At 35.5% G+C, this 17,226-nt stretch carries 12 protein-coding genes; 10 read left to right on the top strand and 2 right to left on the bottom strand.

The features are described 5' to 3' along the window. The first annotated feature begins 523 nt into the window (after positions 1-523). On the top strand, positions 524-1,573 hold the full coding sequence (locus Q0093_RS02430) for a porin (protein ID WP_294176135.1): 1,050 nt from the start codon (positions 524-526) through the stop codon (positions 1,571-1,573). A 180-nt stretch (positions 1,574-1,753) separates the two neighbouring features. Here Q0093_RS02430 and Q0093_RS02435 read toward each other — a convergent pair whose 3' ends face one another. Further along, on the bottom strand, positions 1,754-2,785 hold the full coding sequence (locus Q0093_RS02435) for a linear amide C-N hydrolase (RefSeq protein WP_297928355.1): 1,032 nt from the start codon (positions 2,783-2,785) through the stop codon (positions 1,754-1,756). A gap of 261 nt (positions 2,786-3,046) precedes the next feature. Here Q0093_RS02435 and dnaG point away from each other — a divergent pair, with 261 nt between their 5' ends. The 8 genes from dnaG to lepB all read left to right on the top strand — a co-directional run bounded on the left by dnaG (position 3,047) and on the right by lepB (position 15,173). After that, on the top strand, positions 3,047-5,071 hold the full coding sequence (dnaG, locus tag Q0093_RS02440) for a DNA primase (RefSeq protein WP_297928317.1): 2,025 nt from the start codon (positions 3,047-3,049) through the stop codon (positions 5,069-5,071). 8 nt (positions 5,072-5,079) lie between these two features. Beyond that, entirely contained in the window at positions 5,080-5,994 is a 915-nt protein-coding gene (locus tag Q0093_RS02445) for an ABC transporter ATP-binding protein (protein WP_297928318.1), read from the top strand. A 12-nt stretch (positions 5,995-6,006) separates the two neighbouring features. Beyond that, positions 6,007-7,251 (top strand): ABC transporter permease, encoded by a 1,245-nt coding sequence (locus tag Q0093_RS02450; protein WP_297928319.1) that lies wholly within the window; start codon positions 6,007-6,009, stop codon positions 7,249-7,251. Positions 7,252-7,478: 227 nt separating this feature from the next. Beyond that, positions 7,479-9,344 (top strand): methylmalonyl-CoA mutase small subunit, encoded by a 1,866-nt coding sequence (gene mutA / locus Q0093_RS02455; protein WP_297928320.1) that lies wholly within the window; start codon positions 7,479-7,481, stop codon positions 9,342-9,344. 33 nt (positions 9,345-9,377) lie between these two features. After that, positions 9,378-11,519: a methylmalonyl-CoA mutase gene (gene scpA, locus Q0093_RS02460; protein WP_297928321.1), complete on the top strand. Its 2,142-nt coding sequence runs from the start codon at positions 9,378-9,380 to the stop codon at positions 11,517-11,519. A 581-nt stretch (positions 11,520-12,100) separates the two neighbouring features. Next, a complete protein-coding gene (locus tag Q0093_RS02465; RefSeq protein WP_122303791.1) occupies positions 12,101-12,403 on the top strand; it encodes a hypothetical protein in 303 nt (100 codons plus the stop codon). Between the two features lie 55 nt (positions 12,404-12,458). After that, complete coding sequence (locus Q0093_RS02470) at positions 12,459-13,598, top strand: 6-bladed beta-propeller (protein WP_294176147.1); 1,140 nt, start codon at positions 12,459-12,461, stop codon at positions 13,596-13,598. A 738-nt stretch (positions 13,599-14,336) separates the two neighbouring features. Beyond that, entirely contained in the window at positions 14,337-15,173 is an 837-nt protein-coding gene (gene lepB, locus Q0093_RS02475) for a signal peptidase I (RefSeq protein WP_297304549.1), read from the top strand. 590 nt (positions 15,174-15,763) lie between these two features. On the opposite strand, the gene Q0093_RS02480 is transcribed toward lepB, so the two are convergent. Then, positions 15,764-15,949 carry a hypothetical protein gene (locus Q0093_RS02480; protein ID WP_297928357.1) on the bottom strand — a complete coding sequence of 62 codons (186 nt, stop codon included), beginning with the start codon at positions 15,947-15,949 and terminating at the stop codon, positions 15,764-15,766. 31 nt (positions 15,950-15,980) lie between these two features. Between Q0093_RS02480 and Q0093_RS02485 the strand changes: the two genes are divergently transcribed. Beyond that, a complete protein-coding gene (locus Q0093_RS02485) occupies positions 15,981-17,192 on the top strand; it encodes an O-antigen ligase family protein (protein WP_297928356.1) in 1,212 nt (403 codons plus the stop codon). Positions 17,193-17,226 lie beyond the last annotated feature (34 nt).

Here is a 17,226-nt window from a genome sequence, read left to right on the forward strand (position 1 = left end):
CGGGTATTCTGATCACTAATCAGTTCTACAAATTTTCTACAAAAAATAAAAATGATTTTTTCAATGAAATAAACAGCCTGCTTATTTTGATTCTTTCTCCGATTCTTTTTATACAAAAATAGTAATAAAAGAAATGGTTGTCATCTCGACAACCAATCTTCGTTAACCTTAAATCTAAATACCATGAAAAACACATTGCAAATGTACAAACAAACATGTTTTAAAACATAATTTTTCGACATAAAAACAAAGATATTAACATTAATTATATTTTAATCCAAGAAATTCATTTGAATTTTATAGAAAATCACAAAACATTTGTATCCCACCTCGGACAAAAGGCTAAACAATTTTTTCAAATTCTCACAAAATAACAATTTTAAAACATTTAAATATCTTCGACACAAATTTGAAACAACTGTCGTACTTCATAATATTATCATATATTTGTAATATATTTGTCACATTATAAAGTTTCTTTTGCAAAAATTTTCAATATATACATCTGTTTACTTTAATAATAATGAAACAAGCTATAATATTACTTTTCGTGCTTTTAATTCCCTTTCGAGGAACAGGACAAAACGAGACGAATGAAGACGGTATAAAGCTCGAAAAAAAGAAAATGGAAAAAACAGATTATATTCCTGAAATTCATGGAACGATTCGGGCAAAGTATGAATATCAACCGGAAATTAATGCCGGTCGTTTCGAAGTGAGAAATGCTCGGTTCAGCCTGACGGGAAACGTTCACCCGTCTGTCGCTTACAAAGCAGAAATAGATTTATCGGACGAAGGCAGCATTAAAATGCTGGATGCCTATACCAGATTATTTCCTATTAAAAGCCTCAATTTCACAATCGGGCAAATGCGAGTACCTTTCACAATCGATGCACATCGTTCTCCCCACCAACAATATTTCGCCAACCGTTCTTTTATTGCCAAACAGGTAGGGAATGTCAGAGACGTAGGTGCGACGGTATGCTATCAATTGAAAGAAGTTTTCCCGTTCATCATTGAAGCCGGAATTTTTAATGGAACAGGGTTAACTAACCAGAAAGAATGGCGCAAAGAAATGAACTATTCCGTCAAGGCTCAACTCCTTTTTATAAAAGGATTGAATATCGAATTCAGTACACAAACCATCAAACCGGAGTCGATCCGTATTCATATGTATGATGCCGGTCTTTCATACCGATATAAAAGATTCTTGATCGAGGGTGAATATTTATATAAACAATATGAGCAAAATGCTTTTAAGGATGTTCATGCCATGAATAGTTTTGTGAGTTACGAATTACCACTGCCCCGAATTTTTAAAAGTATGTCTTTCCTCGCCCGCTATGATTTTATGACCGACCACAGCGACGGATATGCCGACGAAGAAACCGGTAAACTAAAAATAAATGATTATAAAAGACAACGAGTAACGGGTGGACTTACATTCAGCATCGGAAAACCGTTCGTCGCAGATATTAGACTGAATTATGAAAAATATTTTTATTCAGCTTCCGGAATACCTAAAGAATCGGAACAAGATAAAATCGTTCTTGAGGTCATGACTCGGTTTTAATTTTCAAAACTCAAAAAAAATTTCGTATCATCTCAAGTAAAGTAATCGGGTCAAGTCTTCTTTGTGTTTTCTTTCTGTCTGTTTTCATTCATCGGATAGCACCCGCTATCATCCTCATAAAAACAAAAAACAGCCTAAAAAGAAATTATCAGACCAGACCCAAGCAAATTGAAACAGTCTCTAAATTCCAAATAAAAATTGAAGCGGCAATGAGTTTTTAAACTGTTCTGCAGCATTTCCCGCATAAATCTCTCCATTAGTAAGCCAAAGCTTTTTTATCGGTGCACCCACACTAAAATCAAGATCTTTAAAGTCGATCCAAAATACATCGGGATTAAGTGTCGACTCGAAATAATAAACTTTATTTTTTTGATCCGAAACCGTACGCCAACGGGTAGATGCAATATTCGGCTGATCGGGAACAGATATTCCTAAAGGTACGGATACATTACGCATAACACTAAATACTCCGGGAACAGCTAATTTAAAATCTGACGTTTTAGGAATAACATTGATATAGAATGAAGCTCTGACAAATCGGTCGGAAGCTCGATTTGTTCCCGGCAACATTACCATCCCACCTATCTGTTTCCAATAATCATTTAGCGTCATCTGTTGATCATAAGTAGGAGAATTAGTCATCACCTGACAATCTTTCCCTTCATGAATAATCAGTCGTCCTTGTATGTATTCAAAGATCGCACTATTTCCCGTAGCATCAGATACAGATAAATGTAACGTAGATTTTGCTCCGTTCGGCAAATCGGGAGCATCGATTCTGAAAGCATCATCTTTTAGTCCGGCAACAGCCTCTTCGACCGTAGCAAAATTATCCAATACATATTGAGTCCAAATACTAATTCCCATTACCGGACGATTATCATCCGGCCTATAATAAGACGATTCTGTCAAAAAAAGCAGATTGGCAACCAAACCTTTTTCATTCATCCCGTCACATATCCCTATATCATACCCCGCAGTAGATACACTCCCATACTTCGATGTCCAAGTTACGGTATTTTTATTTCCGGGAAGAGCCGCCCGCTTTTGCAATCCTCTCGGAAAAAGATAAATATTCGACTGAGGATCTTCTTTCCAATCCATCGTTCTTCCGGTAACAACCATTCCTCCCTCACCTAAATAGACAGCTCTGGTACAAGCCTTTATCGAAACGATATACGCAAAAGAAAACAATGTCGATAACGCGATCATGCGAAAAATAGTCCGTAATTTCATACTTATTTGTTTAAATAAAACATCAGAATCTATTAAAAGCCTGTCTAAATTTTACGATACAGAAATCATATCTTCAGGCAGGCCTTAAATTATAACAATCCGATGAAAACGATTGTTCTAAAATTTTCCGTTAAATTAGAATCATAAAAGAGGATTCGAGTCTATCGGTTTTTACAAATTTTGTTTTGCAACCCTTATAATAAATAGTTATCTTCGCCACACTAAAAACTCGAACACATGATAGATCAGGCAACTGTCGATAAAATAATAGACAGTGCAAATATTCTGGAAGTTGTTTCCGATTTTGTCACATTGCGTAAACGCGGCGTCAATTATGTCGGGTTATGTCCGTTTCATGATGAAAAAACTCCATCTTTCAGTGTCTCTCCTTCTAAAGGTATCTGTAAATGCTTCAGTTGCGGAAAAGGAGGTAGTGCGGTACATTTTATCATGGAACACGAACAACTCTCCTATTATGAAGCCCTGAAATATCTGGCAAAAAAATATAATATCGAAATAGAAGAGCGAGAGCTCAGCGATGAAGAGAAACAGATAAAAAGCGACCGGGAAAGCATGCTCATCGTTAATTCTTTCGCTCAAGAATATTTCAGTAATATATTATTCCAACATTCCGAAGGCCGTTCGGTCGGGCTTGCCTATTTCCATGAACGAGGATTTAGAGACGATATTATTCACAAATTTGCATTAGGTTACTCTCTCGAGCAACGAGACGCACTTGCTATTGAAGCAAAAAAAAGAGGGTATAAAGAAGAGTATTTATTGAAAACCGGGCTTTGTCTGGAAGGTCAAAACGGTTACATAAGCGATCGTTTCCGAGGTAGAGTAATTTTTCCGGTATTCAGTCTATCCGGAAAGGTCCTTGCTTTCGGAGGACGGGTATTAAAGAAAAGCGATAAATTAGCCAAATACGTTAATTCTCCGGAATCGGAAGTTTACCATAAGAGCAATGTGCTTTACGGCATCTACCAAGCAAAACAGTCTATCGTAAAAAATGACAACTGTTTTTTAGTAGAAGGTTATACTGATGTTTTATCAATGCATCAGGCCGGAGTAGAAAATGTAGTGGCTTCTTCAGGGACATCTCTTACTCCGGGCCAGATCAGACTGATTCACCGTTTCACAAATAATATTACGGTTATCTATGATGGTGATGCTGCTGGGATAAAGGCCTCTTTAAGGGGAATAGACCTCATTTTGAAAGAGGGGATGAATATCAAAGTCGTACTTCTTCCTGATGGAGATGATCCCGACTCCTTCGCTAAAAAGCAAAGTGCTTCATCTTTTACGGAATATATCAAAAATCATGAAGTCGATTTTATCCGTTTTAAGACTAACTTATTATTAGACAGTGCAGGAAATGATCCTATTAAACGGGCAGAATTAATATCGGACATCGTACAAAGTATTGCTATTATTCCCGATACTATCGTACGTTCGGTATATACCAAAGAATGCAGTCGTCTCATGGAGATCAGCGAAGAGGTACTGCTCCGCGAAATCAATAAAATAAAACTGAACCAACTGCAAAACGGAACTCTGCCTAACAAAAAAACGTTATCGGAGACTTCTGCCGACAAACAAAATTCTCAGACAGAAAGTGCCCAGAACGATGATACGGGAACATCAACGGAAACAGAGAGTATTCCTCAAGGAATTTTACAAGAGAAAAGAGCCCCCTCTCCTCTTGATCCATTCGAAAAGACTTTGGTGAGATATATGATACGATACGGATTTCATGACTTATTTTCCGAAATAAATGAAGAGACAGGAGAAACAGAAACGTGGAAAGTAATTCCCTATATTCTCGCTGATCTGCAAAACGATGAAATAGAATTTCAACATCCGTTGTATAAAAAAATAATAGCAGAAATCAACCACATATTCGAACAAGAAGGAGAACATTTGACCCGTTATTTTTTAGCTCACCCCGATGAGGAAATCAGTCGTCTGGCCGTCGATTTAGTAAGTGAAAAGTATCAATTGAGTAAAATACACACAAAATTCCAGACCATAGAAAGCGAAGAAGAAAAGTTAGCAGATCTGATTCCTCGTGCATTATTCGAACTAAAGGATGCCATTACATCCCTGAACATAAAACATATCCGAGAAGAAATCAAAAAAACGGCTAAAGAGAAAAATCCGGAACGAACGACTCAACTCATGTCTGAACTAAACGGACTGTACGCATTGAAAGCGGCTTTGGCAAAACAATTAGGCGAGCGTATCGTCAGTCCTAAATAAAATAGACAATGTATCTTATAGACACTCTCGACATCATCAAAGAATATGAGGGGCACAGGGCTTTGAACTGCGTTTCCGTACAAATATCGGAAAACAGCATATACGGAATTCTCGGACCTAATGGTGCAGGGAAAACCACTTTCATCCGAATCATCAACCATATTACAGCCCCTGATAGCGGAACTGTATTATTCGATAACCATCCTCTAAATGCAGAAGATGTAAAACACATAGGTTACCTGCCTGAAGAACGAGGATTATATAAAAAGATGAAAGTCGGAGAACATATTGTCTATTTAGCTCAGTTAAAAGGTGTCGCCCGCAATGAAGCCAAAAGACGAATGAAAAAATGGCTCACCCGATTTGAAATAGACCGTTGGGAAAAATACCGAATTGAAGAACTTTCGAAAGGGATGCAGCAAAAGATACAGTTTATAACAACGGTAATTCATGAACCCCGTTTATTGATATTCGACGAACCTTTCAGCGGATTCGATCCGATAAATACGGAATTACTGAAACAAGAAATCCTTGAACTGAAAAAAGGGGGAGCAACTATTATCTTTTCTACTCATAATATGAGTTCGGTCGAAGAATTATGCGATGAAATAACACTCATAAATCGCTCTCAAGTCGTATTGCAAGGAGAAGTATTCAAAATTCGGGAACAATATAAAAAGGACCTTTTCAGGGTAAAGATTTCTTCCGGGAAATTTCCTCGTTTCGATAATCGTTATATACTGATTTCTGAGAAAGAGAGTTTTAACGGAACAGAAATCATCCTCAAAAAAACAGATGATATTCCGATAAATGATCTGATAGTTCAACTTGCCGAAAAGTTTTCGTTAACCGCATTTGAAGAGATACTACCCTCTATGAACGAAATATTTATCAATACGGTCGAAAGAGAAAAAACGTTCTAAAATCTAAACGGTATGAACAAAATGCATCTGATTATACGTCAAGAGTATCTAAACCGGGTAAGAAAACGGTCATTTATTGCAATGACTTTATTAATGCCTTTTTTATTTGTCGCATTAATGTCATTTCCTCATTGGATGTCAAAAATAAACGATACCGAAACTCATGATATAATCGTATTGGATTATACCGGATCATATAAAAACTTGTTTACCGATACTTCTCAATATCGATTCTATTATCGGATGACCGGTGAACCAACGGACAATGCAGAAAAAGTATATGCCTACATAATCATTTCGGACAACCTGCTGCAAAATCCTAAAGCCATAGCTATCTATTCAGAAAAACAGATCAGTCAAAACTTTAAAGAATATATCACGCTGCAAGCCGAACGTTATCTCGAAAACGAAAAATTGGAATCTTGTCAAATACCGAATATTCAGGAAATAATTGCCGATTTGCAAATTAAACTCGACATTCCGGAAATCAGATTCGGAGAAAACGAGACAAAGAATCGTTATTCTACTGAAATATCGTCTGTCATCGGAATAGCCTGCACGTTCATCATATACATGTTTTTGCTTCTTTACGGTGTACAAGTCATGCAAAGCGTAACTCAAGAAAAAAGCAATCGCATCGTTGAAGTTATGATCTCTTCTGTAAAACCATTCGAACTGATGATGGGAAAAATCACAGCGATCGGATTAGCCGGCCTCACTCAATTCGTAATTTGGCTTATTCTATCTGTCATAATTTTACTTTCGACTACCTCCCAACTGTCTCTTGGCACAGCGACCGATAATATAGAATCTTTGAACCAAATGCAAAATTATCCTTTCGCGGAACTTCTGATATGGTTTACTCTTTTCTTTAGCGGAGGATATATGCTATATGCTTCTTTGTTCGCGGCCATAGGTTCGGCAGTCGATAACGAAGCAGACACTCAACAATTTATGACACCAATTACAATAATTATATTATTTGCTCTTTATGCAGGAATATATAGTGCCCAAAATCCTGAAGGACCTTTAGCCTTCTGGTGCTCTATGATACCTTTTACCTCCCCCATCGTCATGATGGTGAGAATCCCTTTCGGCATACCTCTATGGGAAATAATAGTATCTTTCCTAATATTAGGTATTTCAGCATTATGTAGTATATGGATATCCGGCAGAATCTATCGAATAGGAATTCTCATGTACGGAAAAAAAACGAGTTATACAGAAATTATAAAATGGATAAAATATAAAGAGTAAATCTCATGAGACATAACTGATCATCCATGATATTTTATATTTTTAGCACACACGACTTATCCATTTTATTACAGAAAATTTTCTTTATTGAAAAGGAATGTTGTATTTTTGTAAAAGCTCTTTGCTGAAAAGCAAAGCCGGACGTTTTTTACCGCAGATAAAAAACGTTCGTATTGTGTTAAGGAAAAGGAATGTTTAACTTAAATCAAAACTGCAAGATAAACACTATGGCAGATTGTAAAGAAAAGTTGTTCGACCAATTTCCTCCTGTTTCTACGGAAGAATGGATGGAAAAAGTCACGGCAGACCTTAAAGGTGCCGACTTCAACAAAAAACTCGTATGGAGAACCAATGAAGGGTTCAACGTAAAACCGATGTATCGCGCAGAAGATATTGCGGATATAAAAACTACAAATTCTTTACCCGGAGAATATCCTTATGTTCGCGGGACTAAATGCGATAATGAGTGGTTGGTACGTCAAGACATTCACGTCGAAAACGTAAAAGATGCCAATGCAAAAGCAAAAGACCTGCTTACCAAAGGTATTACTTCGTTAGGTTTCGCTCTCGAAGCTGAAAATATTACTCCCGAAAATATAGCGATATTATTGTCGGGTATCGATGTGGAAAATGTCGAATTGAATTTCACTTCGTGCATTAAAAACAGTTTAAAACTGATCGAGGCACTATCAGATTATTTCAAATCGCAAAACATCAATACCGAAAATATAAAGGGTTCTATCAATTTCGATCCGTTCAAACGTATTTTGAAACGAGGAAGAGATTTTAAAGAATATGCACAGAAAGGTGCAGAAATTATAAAAGCCGCTGCCGCTTTACCCAAATTCAGAGTACTTGCTGTCGATGCCGTAATGCTTAACAATGCAGGCTCTTATATTTCCCAAGAACTCGGATTTGCTCTGGCTTGGGGAAACGAATGGTTAGCCAGTGTCACAGATCTCGGCTTGAGTACAGATGAAGTAGCCAAACGCATTAAATTCAATTTCGGTATATCATCCAACTATTTTATGGAGATAGCCAAATTCAGAGCAGCCCGCATGTTATGGGCACAAATCGTATCGGCCTATAAACCGTCTTGCGAATGTGCTGCAAAAATGGAAACTCATGCAAAAACATCCGAGTTTAACATGACGATTTACGATGCGCATGTCAATTTGTTGAGATCGCAAACGGAGGCTATGTCCGCTGCTCTTGCCGGAGTAAACTCTATGACCGTTACACCGTTTGACATTACCTATAAACAACCGGATGAATTTTCGGAACGTATCGCCCGCAATCAACAACTTCTACTTCGGGAAGAATCTCATTTCAATAAAATTACAGATCCGGCAGCAGGTTCGTATTATATAGAAAACCTGACCATCTCTATCGCAGAACAAGCATGGAAATTATTCCTCGAGGTTGAAGATAAAGGCGGATTCTATGCCGCACTGAAAGAAGGTTTCATTCAACAAACCGTAAATGCTTCGGCCGAAGCTCGCCATACGGCGATTGCACGAAGAAAAGAAATTTTGGTGGGAACTAACCAATACCCGAATATCAACGAAAAAGCAGCAGATAAAATCAAAGATAAAGGGTCTTGCGGATGTTGCGGAGGAGAATCGCATAAATGTCAGCCCGAATATGAGACATTACATTTCGAACGAGGAGCCAGCGATTTCGAAACACTACGTTTAGCAACTGAAAAATCGGATAAACAACCGATCGTATTTATGCTGACAATCGGTAATCTTGCCATGCGCCTCGCCCGTTCCCAATTCTCCGGGAACTTCTTCGGATGTGCCGGATATAAAATAGTGGACAATTTAGGTTTCAATACCATACAAGAAGGTGTAAACGCTGCTATTGAAGCAAAAGCCGATATCGTAGTGCTTTGCTCGAGCGACGATGAATATGCAACTCTCGCTCCCGAAGCGAAAGCCGCATTGGGTGATAAGGCCATTTTGGTCGTAGCAGGAGCACCCGAATGTATGGAAGAACTGAAAGCTCAGGGTATCGACCAATTTATCAACGTACGCAGCAACGTTCTGGATACATTGAAAGCTTTCAATGCCAAACTATCGATTCATTAACCGTTAAAAACGTATCAAGAAAATCGTAAAATTATGAGACCTAATTTCAAAAACATAAATATCACAACCGATGCTTTTGCCCAAAATGGGAAAGGAAGCATCTCCTGTAATCCTGAAGACAAATGGATTACGCCTGAATTGATTCCGGTAAAACCTATTTATACACAAGCCGATCTGGAAGGCATGGAACACCTGAATTATGTAGCCGGTATTCCTCCGTTCTTGAGAGGACCGTACAGCGGCATGTATGCCATGCGTCCATGGACTATCCGCCAATATGCCGGTTTTTCCACTGCTGAAGAATCGAACGCATTTTATCGCCGTAATCTTGCAGCCGGACAAAAAGGACTCTCCGTTGCATTCGATTTGGCGACACACCGAGGTTATGATGCCGATCACGAACGAGTAGTTGGTGACGTAGGTAAAGCCGGAGTTTCTATTTGCAGTCTGGAAGACATGAAAGTTTTGTTTGACGGTATTCCCTTAAACAAAATGTCAGTTTCCATGACTATGAACGGGGCCGTACTTCCTATTATGGCTTTCTACATCAACGCCGGGCTGGAACAAGGGGCAAAATTGGAAGAAATGGCAGGGACCATCCAAAATGATATTCTGAAAGAATTTATGGTTCGTAACACTTATATTTACCCACCGGAATTCTCTATGCGTATCATTGCGGATATTTTTGAATTTACCTCCCAATATATGCCTAAGTTCAATTCTATCTCTATTTCGGGATACCACATGCAAGAAGCAGGAGCAACTGCCGATATCGAACTGGCTTATACACTCGCTGACGGCTTGGAATATCTTCGTGCCGGAGTAAATGCAGGAATGGACATAGACTCTTTTGCACCTCGTTTATCTTTCTTCTGGGCTATCGGGATGAATTATTTTATGGAAATCGCAAAAATGCGAGCAGCTCGTATGCTGTGGGCAAAAATCGTAAAACAATTTAATCCTAAGAATCCGAAATCTCTTGCATTGCGTACCCATTCGCAAACATCAGGATGGTCATTGACCGAACAAGATCCGTTCAATAATGTCGGACGCACTTGTATCGAAGCGATGGGAGCGGCACAAGGACATACTCAATCACTACACACAAATGCCCTTGATGAAGCAATCGCATTACCGACAGATTTCTCTGCCCGTATCGCCCGTAATACTCAGATATATATTCAAGAAGAAACTTATGTAACAAAAGAAGTCGATCCTTGGGCAGGTTCTTATTATGTGGAATCCTTGACTAATGAATTGGCACATAAAGCATGGGAACATATTCAGGAGATTGAAAAACTCGGCGGTATGGCTAAAGCTATCGAAACCGGCCTTCCGAAACTGAGAATCGAAGAGGCTGCTGCACGTACTCAAGCCCGTATCGACTCAGGTAAACAAACAATCATCGGTGTAAACAAATATCGTCTGGAAAAAGAAGATCCGATCGATATTCTTGAAGTAGATAATACGGCTGTACGTAAACAGCAAATTGCCCGATTAAACGAATTGAAAGCGAATCGTGACGAAACGGCTGTAAAAGCTGCACTGGAAGCTATTACAGAATGCGTAAAAACCCAAAAAGGCAATTTGCTCGACCTTGCTGTAAAAGCTGCAAAAGTACGTGCGACTTTGGGAGAAATATCGGATGCCTGCGAAGCTGTCGTAGGCCGTTATAAGGCAATTATCAGAACTATATCAGGAGTGTATTCATCAGAAACGAAAAAAGATGCGGATTTTGTACGAGCAACAGAATTGTCAGAAAAATTCGCAAAGAAAGAAGGTCGCCAGCCTCGTATCATGATTGCTAAAATGGGACAGGACGGACACGACCGAGGTGCAAAAGTTGTGGCAACGGGATATGCCGATTGCGGCTTCGACGTGGATATGGGACCGCTATTCCAAACTCCGGCAGAAGCTGCCCGCCAAGCGGTTGAAAATGATGTTCACGTATTAGGTGTTTCATCCTTGGCAGCAGGGCATAAAACATTAATTCCGCAAGTTATGGAAGAGTTGAAGAAACTCGGACGAGAAGATATCATCGTCATTGCAGGCGGTGTAATTCCTGCACAAGATTATGACTTCTTATATAAAGCCGGAGTCGCAGCGATTTTCGGTCCGGGATCTTCTGTTGCCAAGTCTGCTTGTCAGATACTTGAAATTCTGCTGGAAGAATAACCTTTTCAGAATTAATAAAAAGGCTATTCTAAAATAAATTCTAAAAGTCTTAACCTAAATCATTATATAGGTTAAGACTTTCTCGATAACTCCTCTTACTTTACAGCCCTAATATCGGGCCGAAAAGTAAGAGGATTATTATATCCATCTCATAGTAAACTACTGCATTTTCTGTCTTGAAACAGATTATAAATATTTCCCTTCCCTATTTTTTTATCAATTAATGCAGTCTGAAAATAAATTCAATTGCAGCTTTATTCTTGGTATATAAAACGACTAAATGCATTCGGATATATTAAAAACATCAGGGTATCTATATTATTTTAATAATAATATGACACATTATTTATATATTTTGGTTGATTATTGATATGAAACAAAATTAAAAAGACATACTTTTGAATAAACAAATTTTATGTTATAATTCATAAACAGTTAATATATTATTTACTGATTTAAGAGGGAATAATATATATTTTTCAATTTTATTTATAAGAGAGGAGGTGATATTATACAAGAAATATTAAATGTAAAAAAGATTGAGATAAGCATTTTGTTTTTTAAATAAATAATTAATTATCATGAAAAAGAAAATTATTAGCGGAATCATTTTGGTTATTTTCGCAGGCTTTTTAGGATTCAATACCAAAATAAGTATTAATGAACAAACCATTGACACTTCATTGAACAATTTAGAGACCGTAGCTATGGCTCAAGATGAATGGGCAGGATGGGTAAAAGGGAAAGTAATAGGAGACGTAAAAATTCCAGACAGAGACATTTTCGGAGTTATAATATATAGATATATTAGATGTTGTATAAACTCATCAGATAATAATGCCTGTAATGCTGAGGTACAGGATTATGAATGTTACAGCCTATAAAAATAATGGGGCATAAATATGTCCCATTATTATACATCACATAAAAATCTCAACTATGCAAACAAAAATAACACTTATATTTCTATTTTTTATCTTCATTACAAGTTGCCAACAAAATTCAACCCAAACGGAATTAAATAATTCAATTTTACTAGACATTGATTTCGATGATTCAAATTTAATTCATGTAAAAGATTTTATAGATCAAGTAACTTTCGTTCCATTAGAAACCAATGATAGTTGTTTGATCAGTAGAATAGCGCGAGTACATTCAATCGACACTCTTCTTTTTGTTCATGATATAAAAACAAATTCTATCAATGTATTTAATGAAAAAGGAAAACATCTATATAATATTAGTAAAAAAGGACAAGGACCTGGAGAATATATTTCATTAAGTAAATTTCTAATAGATGAATTAAAAAAACAGCTAATAATCTATGATGCCGATTCAAAAAAATTATTATATTATACCTTAAATGGTAAATATATTAAAGAAATTAACAAGTTCGGACAAAATGTTATAATCCGAGATATTATAAATCTTCCAGATGGTAATTTTTTATGTTATACTCCCGATTATACAAAAAATATTGAATATCAAGGAATTTTCAAATTAGACTCATTAGGTAATCCTGATAAAGTATATTTTAATTCGGAAAAATATCCTATATTATTAAAAGCAACAGAATCCTATTTCAATAAGTTATCTGATGGTACAGTTACTATCGACGCAGGAGATTACAATAAAATATTTCATTTCAAAAAAGATTCTTTAAAATGTTTCATATCATATATTACAAACAGAAAAAGTCCGACAGATTATCCCAATATTGATTTTGAATCTACACTCCCTATGACTCCAATAATGGAAATCACGGAAAAAGAGAATTATATTTTAACGACATGGTATGATTTCAATGAAGAAAAAGCATATCAGGCTTTATATTCAAAAAAAACTCAAAAATTAGAATTCGGAAAATTCAAATTCAATAATGACTTGACTACAGGTATCCCATCTCTGGAGGTACATTTTAATGACCCCAACAAATTATTAAATGTAATTTACGGATACCAAATACCTGAAATATTGGAATCAAAAATGGTAAGTGAAGAAATAAAGGAAATTCTGAGAAAAGTACCTGACCCGGAAAATGCAAATCCTGTTCTAGAAATTCAACATCTAAAAAAGTAATGAAAATCAAATCTTTTATAACATGGCTACCATTATAAAAAATATTTAAACTTCTATATTATAAGAAGTTATTTGCATAACTAAATAAATTCGATAAAATGAAAAACATTATATTTTGGATCGGTATCACTATTTTAGCTATATTATCGTTTATAATTACCTTTAATTTATATAACAACAATACAGATTCAATATCCAATATTGAAAAAGAAAATCAACTTATAAAAAAAATACTTACTACGGAAATTCAACAACAAAACTTCAGCGGGCATTCTATCAAAACGGACGATAAAACCAAAGCAAAACTATTAAATCTATTATCAAACAATAAAAAACTTATTTTCCGAATAGCTCCTGAATATTGTGAAAGTTGTATCGACAATGCCGTTGCCGAATTGTCAACAGCAGAAAACAAAATCAACGCTGATAACATAATTATAATTGCATCGATCAATAACAACAGAGACAGCCTAATAATTCGAAACCGTTTTCAAAACAGATACCAATACATTTTTCTGTCTTCCGATAATTATATGTATTTAAAAAACAGAAATGAGATCATACAATCCCATTTCTATACGGTTGACTCCACTCTTCTGCCAACACATTTATACATATATACTCCGACATTTCCAAAAAGGAATAAAGAATATTTAGATATTATTGCAGAATATATTAATAAAATATAATTCTCATCATATCAAAATGAAAATACGAAAAACTATACATGATATATTAATGGGGGTATTCATCGTAGGGATAACTCTTCTTGTCACGATTTGTCTTCGTATTTTCGTACTTGCATCATTCAAAATCCCCAGTGATTCTATGGAGCCATCTATCCTACCGGGAGATTATGTAATAATAAACAAGCTTGTATTCGGTCCGAGACTTTTTAAAAATTTTCATTTTATGGAAAACGGAAAAATAGAAACCATTCGCTTGAAAGGGTGGAGAAAAATAAAACACAATGATATATTAGTCTTTAATTACCCTTACAAAGAATGGGATCACTTGGGAATGGACTTAAACGTATTTTATATGAAACGCTGTATAGGAATTCCCGGTGACACACTTTCTATTGTTAACGGATTTTATAAAGTATCTGGCTATAAAAACATTTTAGGTCATTATGAAAACCAAACACGCATGTCACAATTACCCGACACACTTTTCCCTGAAAACATATTCAGGGCTTTTCCATTTGAAGGACATGAACAATGGAATATTAAAAATATGGGGCCTCTCTATATACCGAGATCAGGGGATACGGTTTTGATTACCCCCTCCAATATTCGATCATATCAGCGGCTGATTGAATATGAAAATAATATACCTGCAAAAATAGTATCCGATACTCTTTTATTTCTAGGAAAAAATTGCATATCAAAATATACATTTAAACAAAATTATTATTTCATGGCAGGAGATAATGTTCTCAACTCAAGAGATTCCCGTTACTGGGGACTTTTACCAGAAGATTACATTATCGGGAAAGCTGTAAGAATATGGAAATCCATAAACCCTAAAACAAAAAAAATCAGAATGGATCGCTTCTTAAAAAAAATAGAATAAGAATCGAGGATATAAAACGATAAACATAAAAACCGACAGATTATTATAAAAACCGCCAGTTCATAGTAAAAAAATAAAACTTAATAAATGGGTATAATAAAACACATAGGAATAACTAGAAGCCAGATTATATTCAGCCTGCCTTTTCTCTTAATACTATCGACCGTTTTTATTATTATGCCCGAACTTCCTAAAGGGGTTGTCACTGGAAAATATTTCTGGTTTTATTATTGCTGCATATGGACTTGCCTAACTGTTGTACTGTTATATATAATATCCAGAAAAAATATTCGAATAAATTGGGGTGACGGATTGATAATTTTATTTACAGGATCGGTAGCGTTCTCCTCATTTTTTATTAACAAATGTTCCATAAATACACAACTCCGATTGTTTTTTCTATGTTGCATTCTTTATTTTTCATTCCGGTTTATAATAAATAGATATCGACACATACATTATCTTTTTATTACTTTTCTCATAATTACAACTCTTGAAGAAACAATAATAGGACTAAAACAACTTTATGGTTGGAGTCTTTCAAATCATGCACTCTTCCGACTGACAGGATCATTTTTTAATCCAGGACCTTATGCAGGATACTTATCCATCATTTTCCCTTTAGCGCTTTCATTTACCATTTTCGGAATATATATCCTATACTCCAAAACAACTTTTTCAGAAATCAACAATTTAAAATCCTTAATATCATTCATAAAAAACAATAGAAAATATACCATACTCATTTTCGTCTCAACATTATCATTTCTTTCCATACTCCTTTCATTAACAGTACTTCCTGCCTCCATGAGTCGCGCAGCATGGATATCAACTATTGTAGGATGTATCGTTTCTATAACAAATTGTTGTGTACAGAAAAAGAAAATAAACGAATATTATCATAAATACCTGAAATACCACAAATTTACATTATCGATAATAGTAATAATAACAGCAATAATATGTTTCAACACATATCTTTTGAAACAAGACTCAGCAAACGGACGGATTTTAATATGGAAAATTGCGATTACAAATTCTGTAAAATACCCATGGGGTGTAGGGCTTGGAAATTTTGCAGGAACATATGGAAAAATGCAATCAGAGTACTTTTCCGAAAAAGGACACAATGATACCGAAATAAAAATTGCAGGTGCTCCCGATTATGCATTTAACGAATATATACAAATATTAATCGAATCAGGATATATATCCTTACTCTTTTTTATTTTATTGAATGGATATTCTCTTTATAAAGCATATCAAACAAAAAAATACCCAGCAATAGCAGCAATCACGGCGTTATTGACATTTGCTCTATTTTCCTATCCTTTTTCAGTGCTGCCCATTCTAATCGTTTACACTTTCTTAGTTGCATGGTGCAATACCTCAAATTATTCTCCAAAATGGAAAAGAACAAAACAAAAAAATTCAATATCCATTATTCTTTTAATAATAATGCTCTCATCTACTCTATATTTAGTAAAAGATAGTTACGGAAGTTATACAGCATATAAAGCATGGGAAAAACAAAAGATCTATTTTAATGCGGGAATATATGAAGATATAATACCTGAATATCAGCGACTCTATCCATGGTTAAAAGACAATAAAAGATTTTTATTCGAATATGCACAATGTCTTTCAAAATCAAAACAATATTTTCAAAGTAACGAAATAATAAAAGAGGCTATAAAAATCAGTGGAGACCCAGCATTTTATAATATTGCCGGAAAAAATTACCAAGCTATGAAAAATTACCACAAAGCTGAAAAATATTATCTGCAATCTATTCATACAGTGCCTAACCGTCTATATCCCTACTATTTACTTGTCAAATTATATAAGGAAATCGGAGACGAAAAGAAAAGTAAAAAATACGCTTCTATCCTGTTGCAGAAAGAACCTAAAGTGCCCTCTACTGCTATAAAAGAGATGAGAACTGAAATAAAGAAAATATTAGAAATGAATAATGAAAATAATCATGATCTAACAAAATTCAAAGAAATATATAAATAATCTAATAAAATCAATACTTACTAATTTAAATACA

It is taken from the genome of uncultured Coprobacter sp., from assembly GCF_947855755.1.
GTDB lineage: Bacteria > Bacteroidota > Bacteroidia > Bacteroidales > Coprobacteraceae > Coprobacter.

Excerpts from the sequence above, each read along its gene's own strand:
- scpA (WP_297928321.1), top strand. The coding sequence starts at position 9,378 with ATGAGACCTAATTTCAAAAACATAAATATCACAACCGATGCTTTTGCC.
- Q0093_RS02430 (WP_294176135.1), top strand. The coding sequence starts at position 524 with ATGAAACAAGCTATAATATTACTTTTCGTGCTTTTAATTCCCTTTCGA.
- mutA (WP_297928320.1), top strand. The coding sequence starts at position 7,479 with ATGGCAGATTGTAAAGAAAAGTTGTTCGACCAATTTCCTCCTGTTTCT.
- Q0093_RS02485 (WP_297928356.1), top strand. The coding sequence starts at position 15,981 with ATGAGTCGCGCAGCATGGATATCAACTATTGTAGGATGTATCGTTTCT.
- lepB (WP_297304549.1), top strand. The coding sequence starts at position 14,337 with ATGGGGGTATTCATCGTAGGGATAACTCTTCTTGTCACGATTTGTCTT.
- Q0093_RS02465 (WP_122303791.1), top strand. The coding sequence starts at position 12,101 with ATGAAAAAGAAAATTATTAGCGGAATCATTTTGGTTATTTTCGCAGGC.
- Q0093_RS02445 (WP_297928318.1), top strand. The coding sequence starts at position 5,080 with ATGTATCTTATAGACACTCTCGACATCATCAAAGAATATGAGGGGCAC.
- Q0093_RS02470 (WP_294176147.1), top strand. The coding sequence starts at position 12,459 with ATGCAAACAAAAATAACACTTATATTTCTATTTTTTATCTTCATTACA.
- Q0093_RS02435 (WP_297928355.1), bottom strand. The coding sequence starts at position 2,785 with ATGATCGCGTTATCGACATTGTTTTCTTTTGCGTATATCGTTTCGATA.
- dnaG (WP_297928317.1), top strand. The coding sequence starts at position 3,047 with ATGATAGATCAGGCAACTGTCGATAAAATAATAGACAGTGCAAATATT.
- Q0093_RS02480 (WP_297928357.1), bottom strand. The coding sequence starts at position 15,949 with ATGGAAAGAAATGATAATGTTGAGACGAAAATGAGTATGGTATATTTT.
- Q0093_RS02450 (WP_297928319.1), top strand. The coding sequence starts at position 6,007 with ATGAACAAAATGCATCTGATTATACGTCAAGAGTATCTAAACCGGGTA.